The organism is Pseudomonas sp. Sample_22, assembly GCF_004307635.1.
In the GTDB taxonomy this organism is placed as follows: Bacteria; Pseudomonadota; Gammaproteobacteria; order Pseudomonadales; family Pseudomonadaceae; genus Aquipseudomonas.
The window spans coordinates 251,192-273,083 of sequence record NZ_RCNY01000022.1; the positions used below are offsets into that span (position 1 = coordinate 251,192).

At 59.3% G+C, this 21,892-nt stretch carries 16 protein-coding genes and 2 tRNA genes; 14 read left to right on the forward strand and 4 right to left on the reverse strand.

Translation table 11 applies throughout. The features are described 5' to 3' along the window. Positions 1-12: 12 nt before the first annotated feature. The 6 genes from hflX (at position 13) to D8U73_RS06145 (ending at position 8,382) form a co-directional block, all read left to right on the forward strand. Positions 13-1,314, forward strand: a complete 1,302-nt coding sequence (gene hflX / locus D8U73_RS06120) for a ribosome rescue GTPase HflX (RefSeq protein ID WP_056852375.1) — start codon at positions 13-15, stop codon at positions 1,312-1,314. 96 nt (positions 1,315-1,410) lie between these two features. Beyond that, on the forward strand, positions 1,411-2,583 hold the full coding sequence (hflK, locus tag D8U73_RS06125; protein WP_056852376.1) for an FtsH protease activity modulator HflK: 1,173 nt from the start codon (positions 1,411-1,413) through the stop codon (positions 2,581-2,583). Beyond that, complete coding sequence (gene hflC, locus D8U73_RS06130; RefSeq protein WP_008064109.1) at positions 2,583-3,452, forward strand: protease modulator HflC; 870 nt, start codon at positions 2,583-2,585, stop codon at positions 3,450-3,452. The genes hflK and hflC overlap by 1 nt, the downstream gene beginning before the upstream one ends. Positions 3,453-3,765: 313 nt before the next feature. Next, positions 3,766-4,953: an ATP phosphoribosyltransferase regulatory subunit gene (locus D8U73_RS06135; protein WP_130903972.1), complete on the forward strand. Its 1,188-nt coding sequence runs from the start codon at positions 3,766-3,768 to the stop codon at positions 4,951-4,953. Between the two features lie 54 nt (positions 4,954-5,007). Further along, positions 5,008-6,297: an adenylosuccinate synthase gene (locus D8U73_RS06140; RefSeq protein WP_056852378.1), complete on the forward strand. Its 1,290-nt coding sequence runs from the start codon at positions 5,008-5,010 to the stop codon at positions 6,295-6,297. Between the two features lie 150 nt (positions 6,298-6,447). Beyond that, on the forward strand, positions 6,448-8,382 hold the full coding sequence (locus D8U73_RS06145) for a methyl-accepting chemotaxis protein (protein WP_056852379.1): 1,935 nt from the start codon (positions 6,448-6,450) through the stop codon (positions 8,380-8,382). 96 nt (positions 8,383-8,478) lie between these two features. Here D8U73_RS06145 and D8U73_RS06150 read toward each other — a convergent pair whose 3' ends face one another. The 4 genes from D8U73_RS06150 to D8U73_RS06165 all read right to left on the reverse strand — a co-directional run bounded on the left by D8U73_RS06150 (position 8,479) and on the right by D8U73_RS06165 (position 11,728). Then, on the reverse strand, positions 8,479-10,044 hold the full coding sequence (locus D8U73_RS06150; protein WP_130903973.1) for an iron ABC transporter permease: 1,566 nt from the start codon (positions 10,042-10,044) through the stop codon (positions 8,479-8,481). Beyond that, on the reverse strand, positions 10,044-11,054 hold the full coding sequence (locus D8U73_RS06155; RefSeq protein WP_130903974.1) for an extracellular solute-binding protein: 1,011 nt from the start codon (positions 11,052-11,054) through the stop codon (positions 10,044-10,046). Before D8U73_RS06155 ends, D8U73_RS06150 begins: the two co-directional genes overlap by 1 nt. Before the next feature lie 334 nt (positions 11,055-11,388). Then, positions 11,389-11,475: transfer RNA gene (locus tag D8U73_RS06160), tRNA-Leu, on the reverse strand. Positions 11,476-11,641: 166 nt separating this feature from the next. Beyond that, positions 11,642-11,728, reverse strand: a tRNA-Leu gene (locus D8U73_RS06165). A gap of 224 nt (positions 11,729-11,952) precedes the next feature. Here D8U73_RS06165 and rnr point away from each other — a divergent pair. The 8 genes from rnr to D8U73_RS06205 all read left to right on the forward strand — a co-directional run bounded on the left by rnr (position 11,953) and on the right by D8U73_RS06205 (position 21,832). Further along, positions 11,953-14,580: a ribonuclease R gene (gene rnr, locus D8U73_RS06170; protein ID WP_056852382.1), complete on the forward strand. Its 2,628-nt coding sequence runs from the start codon at positions 11,953-11,955 to the stop codon at positions 14,578-14,580. Next, positions 14,577-15,344 carry a 23S rRNA (guanosine(2251)-2'-O)-methyltransferase RlmB gene (gene rlmB / locus D8U73_RS06175; RefSeq protein ID WP_056852383.1) on the forward strand — a complete coding sequence of 256 codons (768 nt, stop codon included), beginning with the start codon at positions 14,577-14,579 and terminating at the stop codon, positions 15,342-15,344. The genes rnr and rlmB overlap by 4 nt, the downstream gene beginning before the upstream one ends. Before the next feature lie 306 nt (positions 15,345-15,650). Beyond that, on the forward strand, positions 15,651-16,073 hold the full coding sequence (gene rpsF / locus D8U73_RS06180) for a 30S ribosomal protein S6 (RefSeq protein WP_003217491.1): 423 nt from the start codon (positions 15,651-15,653) through the stop codon (positions 16,071-16,073). 28 nt (positions 16,074-16,101) lie between these two features. Beyond that, positions 16,102-16,332: a 30S ribosomal protein S18 gene (gene rpsR, locus D8U73_RS06185; protein WP_002551829.1), complete on the forward strand. Its 231-nt coding sequence runs from the start codon at positions 16,102-16,104 to the stop codon at positions 16,330-16,332. A 36-nt stretch (positions 16,333-16,368) separates the two neighbouring features. Then, positions 16,369-17,262: a hypothetical protein gene (locus D8U73_RS06190; protein WP_130903975.1), complete on the forward strand. Its 894-nt coding sequence runs from the start codon at positions 16,369-16,371 to the stop codon at positions 17,260-17,262. 19 nt (positions 17,263-17,281) lie between these two features. Beyond that, positions 17,282-17,728, forward strand: a complete 447-nt coding sequence (rplI, locus tag D8U73_RS06195) for a 50S ribosomal protein L9 (protein WP_034149636.1) — start codon at positions 17,282-17,284, stop codon at positions 17,726-17,728. Positions 17,729-17,863: 135 nt separating this feature from the next. Then, positions 17,864-19,261: a replicative DNA helicase gene (gene dnaB, locus D8U73_RS06200; RefSeq protein WP_008058980.1), complete on the forward strand. Its 1,398-nt coding sequence runs from the start codon at positions 17,864-17,866 to the stop codon at positions 19,259-19,261. A gap of 267 nt (positions 19,262-19,528) precedes the next feature. Beyond that, positions 19,529-21,832 carry a YgiQ family radical SAM protein gene (locus tag D8U73_RS06205; RefSeq protein WP_056852385.1) on the forward strand — a complete coding sequence of 768 codons (2,304 nt, stop codon included), beginning with the start codon at positions 19,529-19,531 and terminating at the stop codon, positions 21,830-21,832. Positions 21,833-21,892 lie beyond the last annotated feature (60 nt).

Genomic DNA, 21,892 nt, shown 5'->3' on the forward strand with positions numbered 1-21,892 from the left:
TAGGAGTCTCCTTTGTTCTTTGAGCGCCACGGTGGTGGTGAGCGAGTCATCCTCGTTCACTTGGATGGACAGGACCCTGAGGCGCGCGAAGATCCGCAGGAGTTTCAGGAATTGGCTAATTCGGCCGGCGCCGAGACCGTTGCGTTTTTTAACGTGCCGCGTCATCGGCCAACCGCCAAATTCCTGATTGGCAGCGGCAAGGTCGAGGAATTGCGCGACCTGGTAAAAGCCGAAGAAGCCGATCTGGTGATTTTCAATCACGTCCTCACGCCCAGCCAGGAACGTAACCTCGAACGTGTTTTCGAGTGTCGCGTGATCGACCGCACCGGTCTGATTCTCGATATTTTCGCCCAGCGCGCCCGTACCCATGAAGGCAAGCTCCAGGTCGAACTGGCCCAGCTTGACCACATGAGCACCCGGCTGGTTCGTGGCTGGACGCACCTTGAGCGTCAGGGTGGCGGTATCGGCATGCGTGGGCCGGGTGAAACCCAACTCGAAACCGACCGTCGATTGCTGCGGGTTCGCCTGCGACAGATCAAGGGCCGGCTGGAGAAGGTGCGCAGCCAGCGCGAACAGTCGCGACGTGGTCGCATGCGTGCGGATATCCCTACCGTATCGCTGGTGGGATATACCAACGCCGGTAAATCCACGCTCTTCAATAACGTCACGAAATCCGACGTTTACGCGGCTGACCAATTGTTCGCCACGCTGGACCCGACCCTGCGCCGTCTGGATCTGGACGACCTGGGGCCGATTGTCCTGGCGGACACCGTAGGTTTCATTCGCCACTTGCCCCACAAGCTGGTCGAGGCATTTCGGTCTACCCTCGAAGAGTCGAGCAATTCCGATCTGTTGTTGCACGTGATCGATGCGGCCGAACCGGATCGCATGTTGCAGATCGAGCAGGTGATGGTGGTGCTGGGCGAGATTGGCGCCCAGGACTTGCCGATCCTCGAGGTCTATAACAAACTCGATTTGCTTGAAGGCGTTGAGCCACAAATCCAGCGCGACGAAAACGGCAAGCCCCAGCGGGTCTGGCTGTCGGCGCGTGATGGCACTGGCCTGGAATTGCTTGAGCAAGCCATTGCCGAGTTGCTTGGCAGTGATTTGTTTGTTGGCACCTTGCGCTTGCCGCAACGATTCGCCCGACTGCGTGCGCAGTTTTTTGAACTCGGTGCGGTACAAAAGGAAGAACACGATGACGAAGGCATCAGTTTGCTGGCCGTTCGCTTGCCACGATCCGAGTTGAATCGGCTGGTGAGTCGTGAGGGTTTGCAACCGGTGGAGTTCATCGAGCAACACACTTTGCAATAAAAGCCTGAGAAAGCGGTTGTGCCGTGGTGACAGGCATTCTGTAGCATTGGTCGGCGCGCCGTGGGTGCGTCTTTGCTTTATCAGATGGAGAGCGCTATGGCTTGGAATGAGCCGGGTGGCAACTCGAATAATCAGGATCCTTGGGGTGGCAAGCGTCGCAATAACGGCGACCGCAAGGGACCACCGGATCTCGACGAGGCCTTCCGAAAGCTGCAGGAAAGCCTGAACGGGTTGTTCGGTGGTGGTAAGAAACGGGGTGACGACGGTGGTGGTTCGGGCAAGAGTGGCGGCTTCGGCGGCCTGCTCGGCATCGGCCTGGTCGTTCTGGCGGCCGTATGGCTGTACAGCGCGGTCTATGTCGTCGACGAGCAGGAGCAAGCCGTGGTGCTGCGCTTCGGCAAGTACTACGAAACGGTCGGCCCGGGTCTGAACATCTACTTCCCGCCGATCGACAAGAAGTACATGGAAAACGTAACGCGTGAGCGTGCGTACACCAAGCAGGGCCAGATGCTGACTGAAGACGAGAACATCGTCGAAGTGCCGCTGACCGTGCAGTACAAGATCAGCAACCTGCAGGACTTCGTGCTGAGCGTCGATCAGCCGGAAGTCAGCCTGCAGCACGCGACCGACAGCGCACTGCGCCATGTGGTGGGTTCCACCGCGATGGACCAGGTGCTGACCGAAGGTCGTGAATTGATGGCCAGCGAGATCAAGGAGCGTCTGCAACGCTTCATGGATACGTATCGCACCGGCATCACGGTCACCCAGGTCAACGTACAGAGCGCAGCGGCACCGCGTGAAGTCCAGGAAGCCTTCGATGACGTGATCCGCGCCCGTGAAGACGAGCAGCGTTCGCGTAACCAGGCCGAAACCTATGCCAACGGCGTCGTGCCGGAAGCCCGTGGTCAGGCCCAGCGCATTCTCGAAGACGCCAATGGCTACCGTGACGAAACCGTCTCGCGTGCCAAGGGTGAGGCCGATCGCTTCACCAAACTGGTCGCCGAGTATCGCAAGGCACCTGAAGTTACCCGCCAGCGTCTGTATCTGGACACCATGCAGGAAGTCTTCAGCAATACCAGCAAGGTTCTCGTGACCGGCAACAAGAATGGCCAGAGCAACCTGCTTTACCTGCCTCTGGACAAGATGGTCGAAAGTGGTCGCAGCACCAGCACTCCGGTGACCGGCGCCGCTGCCAGCAGCAATGAAGCGAATGCGCGTGCGGCAGCTGATCTGCAGCAACAGCAAGCACGTACCAGGGAGAGTCGCTGATGAGCAATAAATCGCTGATCGCCCTTATTGTCGGCGTCGTCGTGGCGATCGCTGCCTGGAACTGCTTCTACATCGTGGCTCAGACCGAGCGTGCGGTGTTGCTGCAGTTCGGTCGCGTGGTCCAGACCGATGTTCAGCCAGGCCTGCATGTGAAAGTGCCTTACGTTAACCAGGTGCGCAAATTCGACGCACGCCTGATGACGCTCGATGCACCGACACAGCGCTTCCTGACGCTGGAGAAGAAAGCCGTGATGGTCGATGCCTACGCCAAGTGGCGCGTGAAGGACGCCGAGCGTTTCTACACCGCGACTTCCGGCCTCAAGCAGATCGCCGACGAACGTCTGTCCCGTCGTCTCGAATCCGGGCTGCGTGACCAGTTCGGCAAGCGCACCTTGCACGAAGTCGTGTCGGGTGAGCGTGATGCACTGATGGCGGATATCACGGCGTCGTTGAACAAGATGGCTGAAAAAGAGCTGGGCATCGAAGTTGTGGATGTCCGGGTCAAAACCATCGACCTGCCGAAAGAAGTGAACCGCAGTGTGTTCGAGCGTATGAGCACCGAGCGTGAGCGTGAAGCTCGCGAGCACCGCGCCAAGGGTAACGAGCTGGCTGAAGGCATTCGTGCCGATGCCGATCGTCAGCGCCGCGTGTTGTTGGCGGAAGCCTATCGTGAATCTGAAGAGATTCGTGGTGATGGCGATGCCCAGGCCGCTTCGATCTACTCCAAGGCCTACGGTCAGGATCAGGAGTTCTACGCGTTCTACCGTAGCCTGCGTGCCTACCGTGAAAGCTTCGCGAACAAATCTGACGTCATGGTTCTTGACCCAAGCAGCGACTTCTTCCATTACCTGGAAAAAGCCAAGCCTTGATACGACGCTGACCTGAATCATCCTCCGCCGGGCGGCTAAAACCTCTGGCGGGGTGATCCTTTGGGAAAACGTGTGTATGATGCGGCAGCCGGGAAATTCCCGGCTTTTTTGCGTCTGCATGTTTGATTGCTGTTTTATGCAGGTGCCCGAGCGCTATGGCTCGAAAGGTTTTACGAGGAAAGTGGTCGGCGAAGCCCGTTTCAGGCTTTTCGCCACGTCGCTCATGCGCGTGGTTTGCGCTGGGCCGGTCATTTTCTGCTTCACTCAAGGCTCGCCCAAAGGCTGGCTGCCCGGATCATAGGGGATTGGCGTAATGGCAACGGTAGACCGCTGGCTGCTGCCAGATGGCATCGAAGAAGTACTGCCACCGGAAGCTGCGCGTATTGAAGTCGCGCGTCGTCAGGTGTTGGATCTGTTCCAGAGCTGGGGTTACGAGTTTGTCGTGACTCCCCATATCGAGTACCTGGAATCCTTGCTGACCGGCGCGGGCCAGGATCTGGACCTGCGTACCTTCAAGGTGATCGATCCTCAGTCGGGTCGTCAGATGGGTTTCCGGGCCGACATCACGCCACAGGTGGCGCGCATCGATGCGCACACCCTGCGACGCGAAGGTCCGAACCGTCTCTGCTATGCCGGCAGCGTGCTGCATGCGAAGCCGCGCGCCTTGTCGTCCTCGCGCAGCCCGATTCAACTGGGTGCCGAGTTGTACGGCGACGGTAGCCCAAGCAGTGATGTCGAAGTCATCAGTTTGATGCTGGCCATGCTGCAACTGGCGGATGTGCCGGATGTGCACATGGACCTGGGGCATGTCGGTATTTACCGCGGCCTGGCGCGCGCCGCCGGTTTGTCGGGCGAAGTTGAGCAGCAGTTGTTCGATGCGCTGCAACGCAAGGCCATCGACGAGGTTATTACCTTGACCGAAGGCTTGCCTGCCGATCTGTCGGGCATGCTGCGGGCGTTGGTCGACCTGTGTGGCGGTCGTGAAGTCCTGGCGGCGGCGCGTGAGCGTCTGGCCAAGGCCCCGGCCCCGGTTCTGGCTGCACTGGATGACTTGCTGGCGATCGCCGAGCGTCTGTCCGCGCGCTTCCCGGAGCTGCCGCTGTATTTCGATCTGGGCGAACTGCGCGGCTACCACTACCACACCGGTGTGGTGTTCGCTGTATTCGTACCGGGTGTTGGTCAATCCATCGCTCAGGGTGGTCGTTACGACGACATCGGCGCCGACTTCGGTCGTGCCCGCCCGGCAACCGGCTTCTCCACCGATTTGAAAACCCTGGTGACCCTGGGGCGTGCTGAGATCGAGCTACCGTCTGGCGGTATCTGGATGCCTGACAGTACGGATGCGGCACTCTGGCAGCAGGTTTGCCAGTTGCGCAGTGAGGGTCAGCGTGTCGTTCAGGCCTTGCCTGGACAACCTTTGGCCGCCGCCCGTGAAGCGGACTGCGACCGGCAATTGATTCAGCAGAACGGGCTTTGGCAAGTATCGCCACTGGCTTCTTGAGTTTTCCTGCCGGCCGCCGCCGGCACCAAGTTTGCGCGAATGAGGACAAGTGTTATGGGTAAGAATGTCGTAGTCCTGGGCACCCAATGGGGTGATGAGGGCAAAGGCAAGATCGTTGATCTGCTGACCGAACATGCTGCCGCCGTAGTGCGCTACCAGGGTGGCCACAACGCTGGCCACACGCTGGTGATCGACGGTGAAAAAACTGTCTTGCACCTGATTCCGTCGGGCGTACTGCGCGAAGGCGTGCAGTGCCTGATCGGTAATGGCGTGGTGGTTGCACCTGACGCCCTGCTGCGGGAAATCAACAAGCTGGAAGAGAAAGGCGTACCGGTGCGTGAGCGCCTGCGCATCAGCCCTTCCTGCCCGCTGATCCTGTCCTTCCACGTTGCGCTGGACCAGGCCCGTGAAAAGGCCCGTGGCGAGCTGAAGATCGGCACTACCGGTCGCGGCATCGGCCCGGCCTACGAAGACAAGGTTGCACGTCGCGGCCTGCGTGTGGGCGACCTGCTCAACATGCCGCGCTTTGAAGACAAGCTGCGTGAACTGGTGGATTACCACAACTTCATGCTGGTGGGTTACTACAAAGAGCCGGCCATCGACTTCGACAAGACCCTGGCCGAATGCAACGAATACGCTGAGCTGCTCAAGCCGCTGATGCTGGATGTGACTGCCGAGCTGCACGACCTGCGTCGCGCTGGCAAAGACATCATGTTCGAAGGCGCCCAAGGCTCCCTGCTGGACATCGACCACGGTACCTACCCGTACGTGACCAGCTCCAACACCACCGCTGGCGGCGTTGCTACCGGTTCGGGTGTTGGCCCGATGTTCCTGGACTACATCCTGGGCATCACCAAGGCTTACACCACGCGTGTAGGTTCGGGTCCATTCCCGACTGAGCTGTTCGACGAAGTCGGCGCGCACTTGGCCAAACAAGGTCACGAGTTCGGTGCAACCACCGGCCGTGCCCGTCGTTGCGGCTGGTTCGACGCTGTCATCCTGCGTCGCGCTATCGATGTGAACAGCATCTCGGGCATCTGCCTGACCAAGCTGGACGTGCTCGACGGTCTGGAAACCATCAACATCTGCGTCGGCTACAAGGATGCGCAAGGTAATGCCGTTGCCCCGACCGATGCTGACAGCTACGTAGGCCTGCAGCCTGTTTACGAAGAAGTGCCGGGCTGGACCGAATCGACTGTGGGTGCCAAAACCCTGGAAGAGCTGCCAGCTAACGCCCGCGCTTACATCAAACGCGTTGAAGAGCTGATCGGCGCGCCGATCGACATTATTTCGACGGGTCCGGACCGCAACGAAACCATCGTTCTGCGCCATCCGTTCGCTTGATAAGTCGTTGATGTAAAACACAAAGGCCCCTTAATAGGGGCCTTTGTCGTTTATGCCTGTTGGACGGCATGACCTTTGCTATTAGCTTTGCTTAAAACGTCACTTCCGGCGTGCCATCAATTTAATGGCGCTTATGCAGAGGGATTTCAAGTGTCGGCCGTTCTCTCACTGTTACAAAGCCGTTTGTTGCGGCCTGTGTTCGTTACCCTTGGTATCGCTCTTTTGGTGCAGGTGCTGGTAGCCGTTGCTCTTACCCGGAGCACGGTAACCGCGCTGGAAGCCGATCTCGGAGTGCGATTGGGTGCAGACAGTCAAAAACTGTCCGCTGAACTGGAGCAGGCCGGGCGTGAAGTCACGTCGAGCCTGGACAGCCTTTCCACCAGTACGCGTCAACGCCTCACCGCTGGTTTGTCCGCGCGATTGAAGGACGAACAGGCGCAGTTGCGTGCGACGCTGGAAAAGGACCTGAAGGACTCCGCCAGCGACATGGCGCAGTTGCTGGCTTCCGTCGCACCTCGTGCGATGTGGGACAACGATGTGCCTACCCTGTCTGAGTTCGCCCGTCGTGCCCAGCGCAATCCCAACGTGTTGTTCGTGGTGTATGACGACGCCACGGGCCAGCACCTGACGCGCTACCTCAACCGCGAGAATCCGATCAACAAGGCGCTGCTGGAAAAGGGCCAGGGCGAGCGTGCGCTGGACAAGGTGCTGGATGCGGCAAAGAACGATCCTTCGGTGTTCTACATCGAAGCCTCGATCAATCCTAACGGCGTTGAAATCGGCAAGGTCCTGATGGGCGTCTCGACCGCCTCGGTGGAAGCCGATCTGGCGGCGCTGGATAAACGCTTCACGGCTTTGATTGCCAGCGGTGATCAGCTGGTAGGCGACAGCCTCAAAGGCGCGGCGGCCGACAGTGCGACGGCCATGCGATCGCGTTTGCAGTCGGCGCAGTCCACGGCCTCGGAAATGAAAGCCAATACCACCAGTACTGTGCAGGAAGCTGCGTCGACCTTGCGCTGGCGCATCGGGGTGAGCCTTGCGGTAGTCGGGTTTGGCGTTTTGCTGTTGCTGGCCGTTGTGTTGGGGCGTCGAGTGGTCAATCGCCTGAAAATGCTGATTGTGGCCATGGATGACCTGGCGGCGGGCGAAGGAGATCTGACCAAGCGTGTGCAGATCAACAGCAAGGACGAAATCGGCGACATGGCCTCGGCGGTCAATCGCTTTGTGGATAAGTTGCAGCCAATCGTGCGCGAAGCGGGTGATGTCGCTCAGCGTACCGGCGTGGAAATCGGTGCCATGACCTTGCGCAACGCCGGAGCCGACGCGGCGGCGGGCATGCAGCGCGATGAAGTTGCGGAAAGTCTGCGGGCCTTGTCGCAAATGGCTGATGAAGCCCAGTCGGAAAGCCACGCCATGCAAGCGGCATTGAAACAGGTTGTGGATATTCGTCAGGCAACCGACGAAAACACTCGGACGTCGGCAAAGGTCGGCAGCCTGATCGAGGAGTTGGCCGGGCAGGTCAATACCGGTGCACAGGTGATCGAACGGCTGGCGCAGCAGAGTGAGCAGATTGAAGTGGTGTTGACGGTGATTCACGGAATTGCCGAGCAAACCAATCTGCTGGCATTGAACGCTGCCATTGAAGCGGCGCGAGCCGGCGAGACCGGGCGCGGTTTTGCGGTGGTGGCTGACGAGGTGCGGGCGCTGGCGAGCAAGACGCAAAGCTCCACCGGCGATATCCAGGCACACATCGTGGCGTTGCAGCAAGGCGCGCGCGAGGCGGTGGCGGCAATCGGTCAGGCCGGGCGTCAGGCCAATGAAGGTCTACTGGTATTGCGCGACAGTGCGCGGTTGCAGCAATCGGTGCAGGCCTCGGTGGAACAGGTGCATGCGGCGATCGGTCTGGCAACCCAGGCGGCAGCGCATCAGGCCAAGGGCGCGCAGGCAGTGCGCGGTCGGGTCGAGACGATTCATGCACAGGCTGAGAAAGCGGCTCAGGCGGTGGTGGAAACCACCGCCAGCGGCAAGGTGCTGGATGGGTTGGCTGCACAATTGAAGGCGAGCCTGGGACAGTTCAGGGCTTAGGGTTTGTGTTGAATGGTCTGGCGTCATCGCGAGCAGGCTCGCTCCCACATTGGAATGCGTTTCCCTGTGGGAGCGAGCCTGCTCGCGATGGCGGTTTTAACGACTCAGATACATCCGGGTCGTCAGCAGATAGACCGGCAACCCCGACACTAATATCAATAACGCCGCATAAGGCGCCGCCGCGGCAAATTCCACATTTGCGGTATGCGCCCAGACTTCCGTCGCCAGTGTATTCAGCCCCGTCGGACTCAACAGCAAGGTCGCCGTCAGTTCCTTCATCGCATCAAGAAACACCAACGCAAACGCCGCACCCAGCGCCGGAAAAATGATCGGCAGTGTCACTCGACAAAACGCACTGAATGACGAAGCTCCAAGCGTGCGCGCCGCCTCTTCCAGCTGCGGTGCCGCCTTGTTCAGGGCGGTGCGGATCGGCGCCTGAGCCAACGGTAGAAACAGCAGCGCATAGGCAATCAACAGCAATGCCGAAGTCTGGTACAGCATCGGCACATAGTGCAGGGCGAAATACACCAGGGTCAGGGCAATGACCAGTCCCGGCAGGGCGTGCAGCAGATACGGCAAACGCTCGGCCCAGATCGCCAGTTGGCCCTTATGGCGCACGACCAGCAGGCCGACCGGCACCGCCAGCACCAGGCAAAACGCAGCGCCGCCCAGCGACAGCGCGAGGGATGACAGCAATGCTTCACCGATGGCTGCCATTGGAAAGGCCGCCGACGATCCGACTGCCAACCAGTAAGCCAACATGCCCAGCGGAATCCCGCTGCCGACGATTGCCAGCAGCAGGCAATAAAGCTGGCCTGCCACAGCCCAAGGCCCCAGTCGAACCTGTTCAGCGCGTCGCGCCGCACCCTGGCCGGTGCGCACGTGTCGACCTTTGCCGCGCACACGCAGCTCCAGCCATAACAGCGCCAGGCAGAGGATCAGTAGTACGGCGGAGAGCATCGCCGCGTTGGCATTGCTGAACTCCAACTCGAACTGTTGATAGATTGCAGTGGTGAAGGTTTGCAGGCCGATAATCGACAGCGCGCCGAATTCCACCAGCATGTGCAATGCGATCAATAAGGCGCCAGCGACCAGTGACGGCCAGAGCAGGGGTAGGGTGATCTTGAAAAATACGCCCCAGCGATTCTGCCCCAGCGTGCGGGCGGACTCCTCCAGCGAGGGATCGAGATTGCGCAGGGTCGCTGCAACGGGAAGGAAAATCAGCGGGTATTTGGAAAGCGTCATCACCAGAATCGCCCCGCCCAGCCCTTCGAAGTGAGCGCTCAGAGACACCCAGGTGAAGCTGCTGACAAAGGCCGGAACGGCGAACGGCAGGCACAGGATCACGCCCCATAGCCGTCGCCCTGGCAGATTGCTGCGTTCCAGCAACCATGCCAGCGACAGACCGATCAGGCCGCAAGCCAGCGTCACGCCGACCATCAGTGCCAGGGTGTTGCGCAGCAGACCGAATACATACGGCCGCCACAGCAGATGCAGCGCCTCGGCCCAGCCTGCTTGCCAAGCCTTGAGTCCCACATAGGCCAATGGCAGCAGGCTGAGCACAACCAGCAGCAAAACCGGCAACAACAGCCAGATCGACGGCCGCTTGCGCCGTGGCACATAAACGCTGCGTAGGGTGAGGGCGGATAGTGACGCGCTCATCAGTTCAGGCCAACATCACGTTCCAGATCCAGGGCTTCTTCGGCGTTGCCAAGGTCGGCAGGGGTGACTTTCGGCGCTTGCAGTTCGCTGAACGGCTTGAGGCCGCGATCCGATTCCATGCCTTTATGCAGCGGGTACTCGGCAGTGGTCTGAGTGATCACGCGCTGGCCTTCTTCGCTGGCCATGTAGGCGAGCAATTGTTGGGCTTCTTTTGGATGTTTGCTGGATTTGATGACGGCCGCGCTGGATACGGTGATCAGTCCGCCGACGTCGCCGCCGGTGAAGTAATGCAGTTTCGAATCGAGCTGGCCTTTTTCTCGTTGCAAGGCGAACCAGTAATAGTTGTTCACCAGCACGGTGGCCACTTCGCCGTTCTCCACCGCTTTGAGTGCGACCATATTATTGCTGTAGGTCTTGCCGAAGGCGCGCAGACCGGTCAGCCACTCTTCGGCTGCGTCCATGCCGTGCACCTTGATGATCGCTACCGCTTGCTCCTGGAAGGCACCGCTGGTGGGAACGAAGCCGACCTTGCCTTGCCATTTCGGATCGGAGAATTCCATCACCGATGTCGGCAGGTCTTTTTCATCGATCAACTTGGGGTTGAACGCAACGACGCGAACCCGGGCAGTGACGCCGATCCAGGTGCCATTGCCGGCCACGTATTCCTTGGGCAAAACCGCCAAAGTGGCATCGTCAGCCTTGGCCAGCAGGTCTTGCTCGCCGAGTTTGTTCAGTGGCGGCGATTCTTCGGTGTAGATCACGTCTGCGGGAGAGCGGTCGCCTTCTTCGACGATCTGGCTGGCGAGCTGGTTGCTGCTGCCTTTGCGTACATTGACGTGAATCCCGGTCTTGGCCTCGAAGGCTTTGGCAACGGCGTCGCCGACCTCTTTGTGTTGGCCGTTGTAGAGCGTCAGGGAAACTGGTTCGGCGGCTTGGGTGAGGGGGGAGGCGAGAGCCAGGCCGAGGAGGGTAATGCTCAGGCCGCGGCGCAGGGTATTTCGAAACATCATTCGCAGGGTTCCTCACTGTCGCATTGCAATAACTTGCAACAATGATAAACGATATTGTTTCTCATGTGCGTCTTTCGGGTCTGAGGAGTGTTTGCTAGAAGGGCGGGGGCGAGTTTTGTGGCGAGGGAGTTTGCTCCCGCTCGGCTGCGAAGCAGTCGTAAACCCTGAGAGTGCGGTGTAACTGTTGGAATGATGAGGAGCGCTTCGCACTCCAGCGGGAGCAAGCTCCCTCGTCACAGGGAAGTATTGGCTTGGGATTTTCGAAAGCCAGAAACGCAAAAACCCGCTTTCGCGGGTTTCTATGAAATTCAAGGTCGAAACCTTGAATTTGAATTGGTGCCCAGAAGAAGACTCGAACTTCCACGACCGTAAGGTCACCAGCACCTGAAGCTGGCGTGTCTACCAATTTCACCATCTGGGCAATCATCTTCAGCGATGCCGCTGTTGATGTGGCGCACTATACGGAGAGCATTTTGATCTGTAAACCCCTGATTTAAATTTAATAAATCAGAAACCCGAAATGCAAAAAACCCGCTTTCGCGGGTTTTGTGTGAGCCTTGAAATTGATCTAATCTCAAGCTCGAAATTGGTGCCCAGAAGAAGACTCGAACTTCCACGACCTTGCGGTCACCAGCACCTGAAGCTGGCGTGTCTACCAATTTCACCATCTGGGCAGTATCGACAACGTTGCCGTCGTCGATGGCGCGCACTATACGGAGCGTCTTTTTAACTGTAAACCCCCGCAATCAAAAAAACCTGGAAAATTTCACCAGCGGTCTTCAAATCAGCTTTACGGTGTCGATACAGGGCTTTAGATGGGTCGTCTTAGCCTGAAATTTCCCGTTTCATTACGCCTATGCCAAACTAACCCGCATATAGACAAGGTGAAAACTCTCTAATGGCCGATTGGCAGTCCCTCGATCCCGAGGCCGCTCGTGAAGCGGAAAAATATGAAAACCCCATTCCTAGCCGCGAACTGATCCTTCAGCATCTTGCTGATCGGGGTTCGCCTGCTAACCGCGAGCAACTGGTCGAAGAGTTTGGTCTGACCACAGAAGACCAGATCGAAGCCCTGCGCCGCCGTCTGCGCGCCATGGAGCGCGATGCTCAACTCATTTACACCCGTCGTGGCACGTATGCACCGGTGGACAAGCTCGACCTGATCCTCGGTCGCATCAGCGGGCACCGTGATGGTTTCGGTTTCCTGGTGCCGGACGACGGCAGTGACGACCTGTTCATGAGCCCGGCGCAAATGCGCCTGGTGTTCGACGGTGACCGGGCCTTGGCTCGTGTTTCCGGCCTGGATCGTCGCGGCCGCCGCGAAGGCATGATCGTCGAAGTGGTGTCCCGCGCTCACGAAACCATCGTTGGTCGCTACTTCGAAGAGGGCGGCATCGGTTTCGTGGTTGCCGACAACCCGAAGATCCAGCAGGAAGTGCTGGTAACGCCGGGGCGTAACGCCAACGCGCAAATCGGTCAGTTCGTCGAAGTGAAGATCACTCACTGGCCGACGCCACGCTTCCAGCCGCAAGGCGACGTGGTCGAAGTCGTGGGCAACTACATGGCGCCGGGCATGGAAATCGATGTCGCCCTGCGTACCTACGACATTCCTCACGTTTGGCCTGATGCTGTGCTTAAAGAAGCCGGCAAGCTCAAGCCGGAAGTCGAAGAGAAGGACAAAGAGAAGCGCATCGACCTGCGCCATCTGCCGTTTGTCACCATCGACGGCGAAGATGCCCGCGACTTTGACGACGCGGTCTATTGCGAAGCCCGTCCGGGCAAGCTGCGCCTGTTCTCTGGCGGCTGGAAGTTGTACGTGGCGATTGCCGACGTATCCAGCTACGTGAAACTCGGTTCGGCGCTGGATGCCGAAGCCCAGGTTCGCGGCAACTCGGTGTACTTCCCCGAGCGCGTGATTCCGATGCTGCCCGAGCAGTTGTCCAACGGCTTGTGCTCGCTCAATCCTCAGGTCGATCGCCTGGCCATGGTTTGCGAGATGACCATCTCCAAATCCGGCGAGATGACCGACTACTGCTTCTACGAAGCGGTGATTCACTCCCACGCTCGCCTGACTTACAACAAAGTGAGCGCGATGCTGGAAACGCCGAAGGCGACCGAAGCGCGCAAGCTTCGCGGCGAATACACCGACGTGGTGCCGCACCTCAAGCAGCTGTACTCGCTGTACAAGGTATTGCTGGCGGCCCGTCACGTACGGGGTGCGATCGATTTCGAAACCCAGGAAACCCGGATCATCTTCGGCTCCGAGCGCAAGATCGCCGAAATCCGTCCGACCGTTCGCAATGACGCGCACAAGCTGATCGAGGAATGCATGCTGGCGGCCAACGTGGCTACCGCCGAATTCCTGAAAAAGCACGAAATCCCGGCGCTGTACCGTGTTCACGATGGCCCGCCGCCGGAGCGTCTGGAAAAACTGCGCGCGTTCCTTGGCGAACTTGGTCTGTCCCTGCACAAAGGCAAGGATGGCCCGTCGCCGAAGGATTACCAGGCCTTGCTGGCCGGTATCAAGGATCGTCCGGATTTCCACCTGATCCAGACCGTCATGCTGCGTTCTTTGAGCCAGGCGGTGTACAGCGCCGATAACCAGGGCCACTTCGGCCTGAATTACGAGGCTTACACCCACTTCACCTCGCCGATTCGCCGCTATCCGGACCTGCTCACGCACCGGGCGATTCGCAGCGTGATCCATTCGAAACAGGACACCCCGCACGTTCGCCGTGCCGGTGCGATGACTATTCCGAAGGCGCGCATCTATCCGTACGACGAAGCGGCCCTGGAGCAACTTGGCGAGCAGTGCTCGATGAGCGAGCGTCGTGCCGACGAAGCGACCCGCGATGTGGTGAACTGGCTCAAGTGCGAGTTCATGAAAGATCGCGTGGGCGAGTCGTTCCCAGGCGTGATCACCGCGGTGACCGGTTTTGGTCTGTTCGTCGAGCTGACCGATATCTACGTCGAAGGCCTGGTGCACGTCACCGCGCTGCCGGGTGACTACTACCACTTCGATCCAGTGCATCACCGCCTGGCGGGTGAGCGTACCGGTCGCAGCTTCCGTCTGGGCGACACTGTTGAGGTGCGTGTCATGCGCGTTGACCTCGATGAGCGCAAGATCGACTTCGAGATGGCCGAGAAAACCATCAGCGCACCGATCGGTCGCAAGAAGCGAGGCGCCGAAACCGCAGAGCCGGCGAGCAAAACCGCAGCAGAACCGGCACCGGCCAAAACCGGCCGCCGTCCTGCCAAGGAAAAGGCTGTCGAAGCCTACCGTCCGAGCGATGCCGCGGCGAAAAACGCCGAAGTGCGCAAGAGTCGTGAAATGAAACAGGCGTTGCTGGCCGGTGCGAAAAGCGGCGGTAAAGCGCCGTCTGGGGGAAAGACCGGACGGTCGACGCCTGAAAAGGCCGTCGGCGGCAAGCCAGCCAAACCGAGCAAACATCGTAAAGGCCCGCCAAAAGCGGGCTCGGCTCCAGCCAAAAGCGGCGGGGCGCGTAAACCTAAGGCCAAGCCATGAGTCAGTTGGAAAAAATCTACGGCGTGCATGCGGTAGAAGCGTTGCTGCGTCACCACCCGAAACGCGTCAAGCAGATCTGGTTGGCTGAAGGTCGCGGTGATCCGCGGGTACAGACGTTGATCGAGCTGGCCAACGAAAACCGTGTCCAGGTGGGGCAGGCCGAACGCCGTGAAATGGATGCCTGGGTTGAAGGCGTGCACCAGGGCGTCGTTGCGGAGGTAAGTCCAAGCCAGGTCTGGGGCGAGGCGATGCTCGACGAGTTGCTCGATCGCACCGAAGGCGCACCGCTGTTGCTGGTGCTCGACGGAGTGACCGATCCGCACAACCTGGGCGCCTGCCTGCGTTCTGCCGATGCGGCAGGCGCGCTGGCGGTGATCGTGCCGAAGGACAAGTCGGCGACCCTGACGCCGGTGGTACGAAAAGTCGCTTGTGGTGCTGCAGAAGTGATTCCGCTGGTGGCCGTGACCAACCTGGCGCGCACTCTGGAAAAACTTCAGCAGCGCGGCTTGTGGGTTGTCGGTACGGCGGGGGAGGCCGAGGTCAGTATTTATGACCAGGACCTGACCGGCCCGACCATTCTGATCATGGGCGCTGAAGGCAAAGGCATGCGTCGCCTGACTCGCGAGCATTGCGACTATCTGGTGAATCTGCCGATGGCCGGCAGTGTCAGCAGCCTTAACGTTTCGGTGGCAACCGGCGTCTGCCTGTTCGAAGCGCAGCGCCAGCGTGGTGTCAAGGCCAAGGCTGCCGCCAAGAAGTCCTGATCCTCTACTGTGTGTAGGAGCAAAGCTTGCTCGCGATAGGGGGTGTAGCATTCAGCATCAATGTTGAACGTTACACCGCTATCGCGAGCAAGCTTTGCTCCTACAGTCGTTTGTGGCAAAGCGAAAACAGGTGAGCTGTTCAAATAATCACCAATTACCTTGCGCCTCCTTCGCCCCTTCTCTACAATTGCGCCCCTTGCTGTGATGGCAGGCACCCACGTGTCTAGCGTCCTCAAGTCCATAAGTGTCATTCACTCCTTGTCTGACCGCTTTTGAGCGGCAGGCTACAACCCGTAAGGAGCATTCATGCGTCATTACGAAATCATCTTTTTGGTCCACCCGGATCAAAGCGAGCAAGTCGGCGGCATGGTTGAGCGTTACACCAAGCTGATCGAAGAAGACGGCGGCAAAATCCACCGTCTGGAAGATTGGGGCCGTCGTCAACTGGCCTACGCAATCAACAATGTTCACAAGGCTCACTACGTGATGCTGAACGTTGAGTGCACTGGCAAGGCCCTGGCCGAGCTGGAAGACAACTTCCGCTACAACGATGCAGTGATCCGTAACCTGGTCATCCGTCGCGAAGAAGCCGTTACCGGCCAATCCGAGATGCTCAAGGCTGAAGAAAACCGCAGTGAGCGCCGTGAGCGTCGCGACCGTCCTGAGCACGAAGGCGCTGAAAGCGCTGACAGTGATGACAGCGACAACAGCGATAACGCTGACGAGTAATCCACGGACCTTTTAAGGAGCCTATCAAATGGCACGTTTCTTCCGTCGTCGTAAATTCTGCCGCTTCACCGCTGAAGACGTGAAAGAGATCGATTACAAAGATCTCAACACTCTGAAAGCCTACGTATCCGAGACCGGCAAAATCGTTCCAAGCCGCATCACCGGTACCAAAGCTCGTTATCAGCGTCAGCTGGCCACCGCTATCAAGCGCGCCCGCTTCCTGGCCCTGCTGGCCTACACCGACAGCCACGGCCGCTGAGACCGGGCAGTCGACACGTAGCAAAGGATTGAATGTATGCGCGCCTTAGCTGAGTTCATCATGCGGGGCCGTATGCAGGCCACTCTGGTAGTGGCTGGATGTGCGGCAATGCCGTTGTTGTATTGGTTGGGTGCTGCCGCCGGATGCCTCGTGCTCCTGCGGCGCGGATTGAAGGACGCCCTGGGCGTTCTTGCTCTGGGACTGCTGCCGGCATTGCTCTGGTGGCTTTACTCCGACGACCCAAGGGCACTTCTGGTGCTGCTGGGGTCTGCGAGCCTTGCGTTGGTTTTGCGCGCAAGCGAGTCCTGGAACCGCGTGCTGCTGGTCAGCATAGCGATGGGAGTGGTGTTTTCAGTGGTGTTGGGGACAGCTTTTGCTCCCCAGATCGAGATGCTGGCGCAGGCTTTGATAAAAGTCATGCCGTCGCTACTCGGTGATGTCTACCAGAAGATGTCGGTAGACGAACAAGCGCGTTTCGCGTCCCTGATTGCACCGGTCCTGACCGGCTTGATAGCGGCTTTGTTGCAAATCGTCAGCTTGTTGAGCCTGCTTGTCGGGCGCTATTGGCAGGCGTTGTTGTACAACCCGGGTGGTTTTGGTCGCGAGTTTCGCGCCATCCGCTTCCCGCTGTTGCCGGCGATGTTGCTGCTGGCGTGCATGCTTCTGGGGCCGAATCTCGGTTCGCAGATGGCCATGTTGACGCCGTTGTGCAGCGTACCGCTGGTGTTCGCCGGGCTGGCCCTGATTCATGGGCTGGTGGCGCAAAAGCGACTGGCCAGATTCTGGTTGGTGGGGATGTACGTCACGCTGTTGCTGTTCATGCAGCTGATCTATCCGTTGCTGGTGGTCTTGGCCATCGTCGACAGCCTGATTGATTTTCGCGGTCGTTCGGCACCCAAAGATGCCGATAACGCGAACGGTGAAGGTTAAAAGTTAAGAGGATTTTCACATGCAACTGATCCTTCTGGAAAAAGTCACCAACCTGGGCAACCTGGGTGACAAAGTGAACGTTAAGGCTGGTTACGGTCGTAACTACCTGCTGCCATACGGCAAAGCTACCGCTGCGACCCCAGCCAACCTGGCTGCGTTCGAAGAGCGTCGTGCTGAGCTGGAAAAAGCAGCAGCAGATCGTAAATCGTCGGCTGAAAGCCGCGCTGCCCAACTGGCCGAGCTGGAAGTGACCATCACTGCCACCGCTGGCGACGAAGGCAAGCTGTTCGGTTCGATCGGTACTCACGACATCGCTGACGCACTGACCGCCTCCGGCGTTGAAGTGCAGAAGAGCGAAGTTCGTCTGCCGAACGGCACCATCCGCAACGTAGGCGAATTCGACGTAGCCGTGCACCTGCACGCCGAAGTTGAAGCCACCGTACGCGTTGTCGTGGTAGCAGCTTAAGCAGCACTTGTCGGCTGGCACCCTCGGGTGCTTGCCGGTAACATCGGGCACGATCCTGTTTACAGGTCGTGCCCTTTGTCTTTCTGGTAACTCCTGTTTTTCAATCCCTGCTTTTTTCTGAACAACCAAGTGGCCATGAACGAAATTTCCGCTCCTGAGCAATACGATCTGCAAACCGCCGCGCTGAAGGTGCCGCCACATTCCATCGAAGCCGAACAGGCTGTGCTCGGTGGTCTGATGCTGGACAACAACGCCTGGGAGCGCGTGCTCGATCAAGTCTCCGACGGCGATTTCTACCGACATGACCACCGTCTGATTTTCCGCGCGATCGCCAAGCTGGCCGATCAGAACATGCCGATCGACGTCGTGACCCTGTCCGAACAACTGGACAAGGAAGGTCAGACCTCGCAAGTCGGCGGCCTCGGTTACCTCGGTGAACTGGCAAAAAACACGCCTTCGGTCGCCAACATCAAGGCCTATGCGCAGATCGTTCGCGAGCGGGCGACATTGCGCCAGTTGATCGGTATCAGCACCGAAATTGCCGACAGCGCTTTCAACCCGGAAGGCCGCACCGCCGCGGAAATTCTTGACGAGGCCGAGCGGCAGATTTTCCAGATCGCCGAGGCCCGGCCAAAAACCGGTGGTCCGGTGGGCGTCAACGACCTGTTGACCAAGGCCATCGACCGTATCGACACGCTGTTCAACACCGACAACGCCATCACTGGCCTGTCCACCGGCTACACCGACCTCGATGAGAAGACCAGCGGCCTGCAACCGGCCGACTTGATCATCGTCGCCGGCCGTCCGTCCATGGGTAAAACCACCTTTGCGATGAACCTGGTGGAAAACGCCGTGTTGCGCAGTGAAAAAGCGGTTCTGGTCTACTCGCTGGAGATGCCAGGCGAATCGCTGATCATGCGTATGCTTTCGTCCCTCGGTCGTATCGACCAGACCAAGGTGCGTTCCGGTCAGCTCGAAGACGATGACTGGCCGCGCCTGACCTCGGCGGTCAACCTGCTCAACGACCGCAAGCTGTTCATTGACGATACCGCCGGCATCAGTCCGTCGGAAATGCGTGCCCGGACCCGGCGTCTGGTGCGTGAGCACGGTGAAGTCGGCCTGATCATGATCGACTACCTGCAGCTGATGCAGATTCCGGGTTCCAGCGGCGACAACCGGACCAACGAGATTTCCGAGATCTCCCGATCCCTGAAAGCGCTGGCCAAAGAATTCAACTGCCCAGTGGTGGCGCTGTCGCAGCTCAACCGTTCCCTGGAACAACGGCCGAACAAGCGCCCGGTGAACTCCGACTTGCGTGAATCCGGAGCGATCGAGCAGGACGCCGACGTGATCATGTTCGTGTATCGGGACGAGGTGTATCACCCGGAAACCGAGCACAAAGGCATTGCCGAGATCATCATCGGCAAGCAGCGGAACGGCCCGATCGGCTTTATCCGCCTGGCGTTCATCGGCAAATACACGCGATTCGAGAACCTGGCGCCGGGTAGCTACAACTTCGACGATGACGAATAAGTCGTTATAGAGGTTTTTGTGGCGAGGGAGCTTGCTCCCGCTGGGCTGCGCAGCAGCCCCAATACCTGCGATGGTATTGATTCAGGCACACCGCAATTGCTGGTTTTGCGACTGCTGCGCAGTCGAGCGGGAGCAAGCTCCCTCGCCACATAGGTTGTGTGTGCCAAAGCGCTCACCAATTTCCGACCATAGCCGTCGGAATTGGTCAAAATTTGTGCTATATTCCGCGCCCGCGAAATTCAATGAAAGCCAACACCGGTTATCGACATGCAAGCAGCCAAGCCGTTATTTGACTATCCAAAATACTGGGCCGAATGTTTCGGACCGGCGCCATTCCTGCCGATGAGCAGGGAGGAGATGGATCAGCTCGGCTGGGATTCCTGCGACATCATCATCGTCACCGGTGATGCGTATGTCGACCACCCGTCGTTCGGCATGGCAATCATCGGCCGGCTGCTGGAGTCTCAAGGCTTTCGCGTCGGGATCATTGCCCAGCCGAACTGGCAGTCCAAAGACGACTTCATGAAGCTCGGCGAGCCGAACCTGTTCTTCGGTGTCGCGGCCGGCAACATGGACTCGATGATCAACCGCTACACCGCGGACAAGAAAATCCGTTCCGACGACGCCTACACCCCGGGTGGCATGGCGGGCAAGCGTCCGGATCGCGCGAGCCTGGTCTACAGCCAGCGCTGCAAGGAAGCCTACAAGCACGTGCCGATTGTGCTCGGTGGCATCGAAGCGTCCCTGCGCCGCATCGCGCACTACGATTACTGGCAGGACCGGGTGCGCAACTCGATCCTGATCGACGCCAGCGCCGACATCCTGCTTTACGGCAATGCCGAGCGTGCGATTGTCGAGGTGGCCCAGCGCCTGTCCTACGGTCACAAGATCGAAGATATCACCGACGTGCGCGGTACCGCGTTCATTCGTCGCGACACGCCCAAAGACTGGTACGAAGTCGATTCCACGCGCATTGACCGTCCGGGCAAGATCGACAAGATCATCAACCCGTATGTGAACACCCAGGACACCCAGGCCTGCGCCATCGAGCAGGAAAAAGGCCCGGTTGAGGATCCGCAGGAAGCCAAGGTCGTGCAAATTCTGGCCAGCCCGAAGATGACTCGCGACAAGACCGTGATTCGCCTGCCGTCGGTGGAGAAAGTCCGCAACGACGCGGTGCTCTACGCCCACGCCAACCGCGTGCTGCACCTGGAAACCAACCCGGGCAACGCCCGTGCCTTGGTGCAGAAGCACGGTGAGGTGGATGTCTGGTTCAACCCGCCACCGATTCCGATGACCACCGAAGAAATGGACTACGTCTTCGGCATGCCTTACGCGCGCGTTCCGCACCCGGCGTACGGCAAGGAGAAAATCCCGGCCTACGACATGATTCGCTTCTCGGTGAACATCATGCGTGGCTGCTTCGGCGGCTGCACCTTCTGCTCGATCACCGAGCACGAAGGCCGGATTATCCAGAACCGTTCCCATGAGTCGATCATTCGCGAAATCGAAGAGATTCGCGACAAGGTCCCGGGCTTTACCGGCGTGATCTCCGACCTCGGTGGCCCGACCGCGAACATGTACCGCATCGCCTGCAAGAGCCCGGAAATCGAATCCGCGTGCCGCAAGCCCTCGTGCGTGTTCCCCGGCATCTGCCCGAACCTGAACACCGACCACTCGGCGTTGATCCAGTTGTACCGCAGCGCCCGTGAGTTGCCGGGTGTGAAGAAGATCCTGATCGCTTCCGGCTTGCGCTACGACCTCGCGGTCGAGTCGCCGGAGTACGTCAAAGAGTTGGTGACCCACCACGTCGGCGGTTACCTGAAGATCGCCCCGGAACACACCGAGGAAGGTCCGCTCAACCAGATGATGAAACCGGGCATCGGCAGCTATGACAAGTTCAAGCGCATGTTCGAGAAGTACTCCAAGGAAGCGGGCAAAGAGCAGTACCTGATTCCGTATTTCATCGCCGCCCACCCGGGCACCACCGATGAAGACATGATGAACCTGGCCCTGTGGCTCAAGGGCAACGGTTTCCGTGCCGACCAGGTGCAGGCGTTCTACCCGTCGCCGATGGCCACTGCCACCGCGATGTACCACTCGGGCAAGAACCCGCTGCGCAAGGTCACCTACAAGTCTGACGCGGTGACCATCGTCAAGAGCGAAGAGCAGCGTCGTCTGCACAAGGCGTTCTTGCGTTATCACGACCCGAAAGGCTGGCCGATGTTGCGTGAAGCGCTGACTCGCATGGGCCGCGCCGACCTCATCGGGCCGGGCAAGAACCAGTTGATCCCGCTGCACCAGCCGTCGACCGACAGCTACCAGAGTGCCCGTCGCAAGAACTCGACGCCGGCCGGCAGCCACAAGGTTGCAGGGGAAAAGACCACCAAGATCCTCACCCAGCACACCGGCCTGCCTCCGCGCGCCAGCGATGGCGGCAACCCGTGGGACAAGCGTGAACAGGCCAAGGCTGCGGCGTTTGCCCGCAATCAGCAGGCAGCCAAGGAACGCAAGGATGCGGCCAAAGGCAAAGGACCAAAGCCGACCCGCAAGCCGGTCGTGCCGCGCTAAGCCGCGCTTGAACTGAACAGAACGCCAACCTTAGGGTTGGCGTGATCGTTCCCACGCTCT

Bases quoted from the DNA above. Each gene is read 5' to 3' on its own strand.
- hflK (WP_056852376.1), top strand. From the start codon at position 1,411: ATGGCTTGGAATGAGCCGGGTGGCAACTCGAATAATCAGGATCCTTGG.
- hflC (WP_008064109.1), top strand. From the start codon at position 2,583: ATGAGCAATAAATCGCTGATCGCCCTTATTGTCGGCGTCGTCGTGGCG.
- D8U73_RS06135 (WP_130903972.1), top strand. From the start codon at position 3,766: ATGGCAACGGTAGACCGCTGGCTGCTGCCAGATGGCATCGAAGAAGTA.
- D8U73_RS06140 (WP_056852378.1), top strand. From the start codon at position 5,008: ATGGGTAAGAATGTCGTAGTCCTGGGCACCCAATGGGGTGATGAGGGC.
- D8U73_RS06150 (WP_130903973.1), bottom strand. From the start codon at position 10,044: ATGAGCGCGTCACTATCCGCCCTCACCCTACGCAGCGTTTATGTGCCA.
- D8U73_RS06155 (WP_130903974.1), bottom strand. From the start codon at position 11,054: ATGATGTTTCGAAATACCCTGCGCCGCGGCCTGAGCATTACCCTCCTC.
- rnr (WP_056852382.1), top strand. From the start codon at position 11,953: ATGGCCGATTGGCAGTCCCTCGATCCCGAGGCCGCTCGTGAAGCGGAA.
- rlmB (WP_056852383.1), top strand. From the start codon at position 14,577: ATGAGTCAGTTGGAAAAAATCTACGGCGTGCATGCGGTAGAAGCGTTG.
- rpsF (WP_003217491.1), top strand. From the start codon at position 15,651: ATGCGTCATTACGAAATCATCTTTTTGGTCCACCCGGATCAAAGCGAG.
- rpsR (WP_002551829.1), top strand. From the start codon at position 16,102: ATGGCACGTTTCTTCCGTCGTCGTAAATTCTGCCGCTTCACCGCTGAA.
- D8U73_RS06190 (WP_130903975.1), top strand. From the start codon at position 16,369: ATGCGCGCCTTAGCTGAGTTCATCATGCGGGGCCGTATGCAGGCCACT.
- rplI (WP_034149636.1), top strand. From the start codon at position 17,282: ATGCAACTGATCCTTCTGGAAAAAGTCACCAACCTGGGCAACCTGGGT.
- dnaB (WP_008058980.1), top strand. From the start codon at position 17,864: ATGAACGAAATTTCCGCTCCTGAGCAATACGATCTGCAAACCGCCGCG.
- D8U73_RS06205 (WP_056852385.1), top strand. From the start codon at position 19,529: ATGCAAGCAGCCAAGCCGTTATTTGACTATCCAAAATACTGGGCCGAA.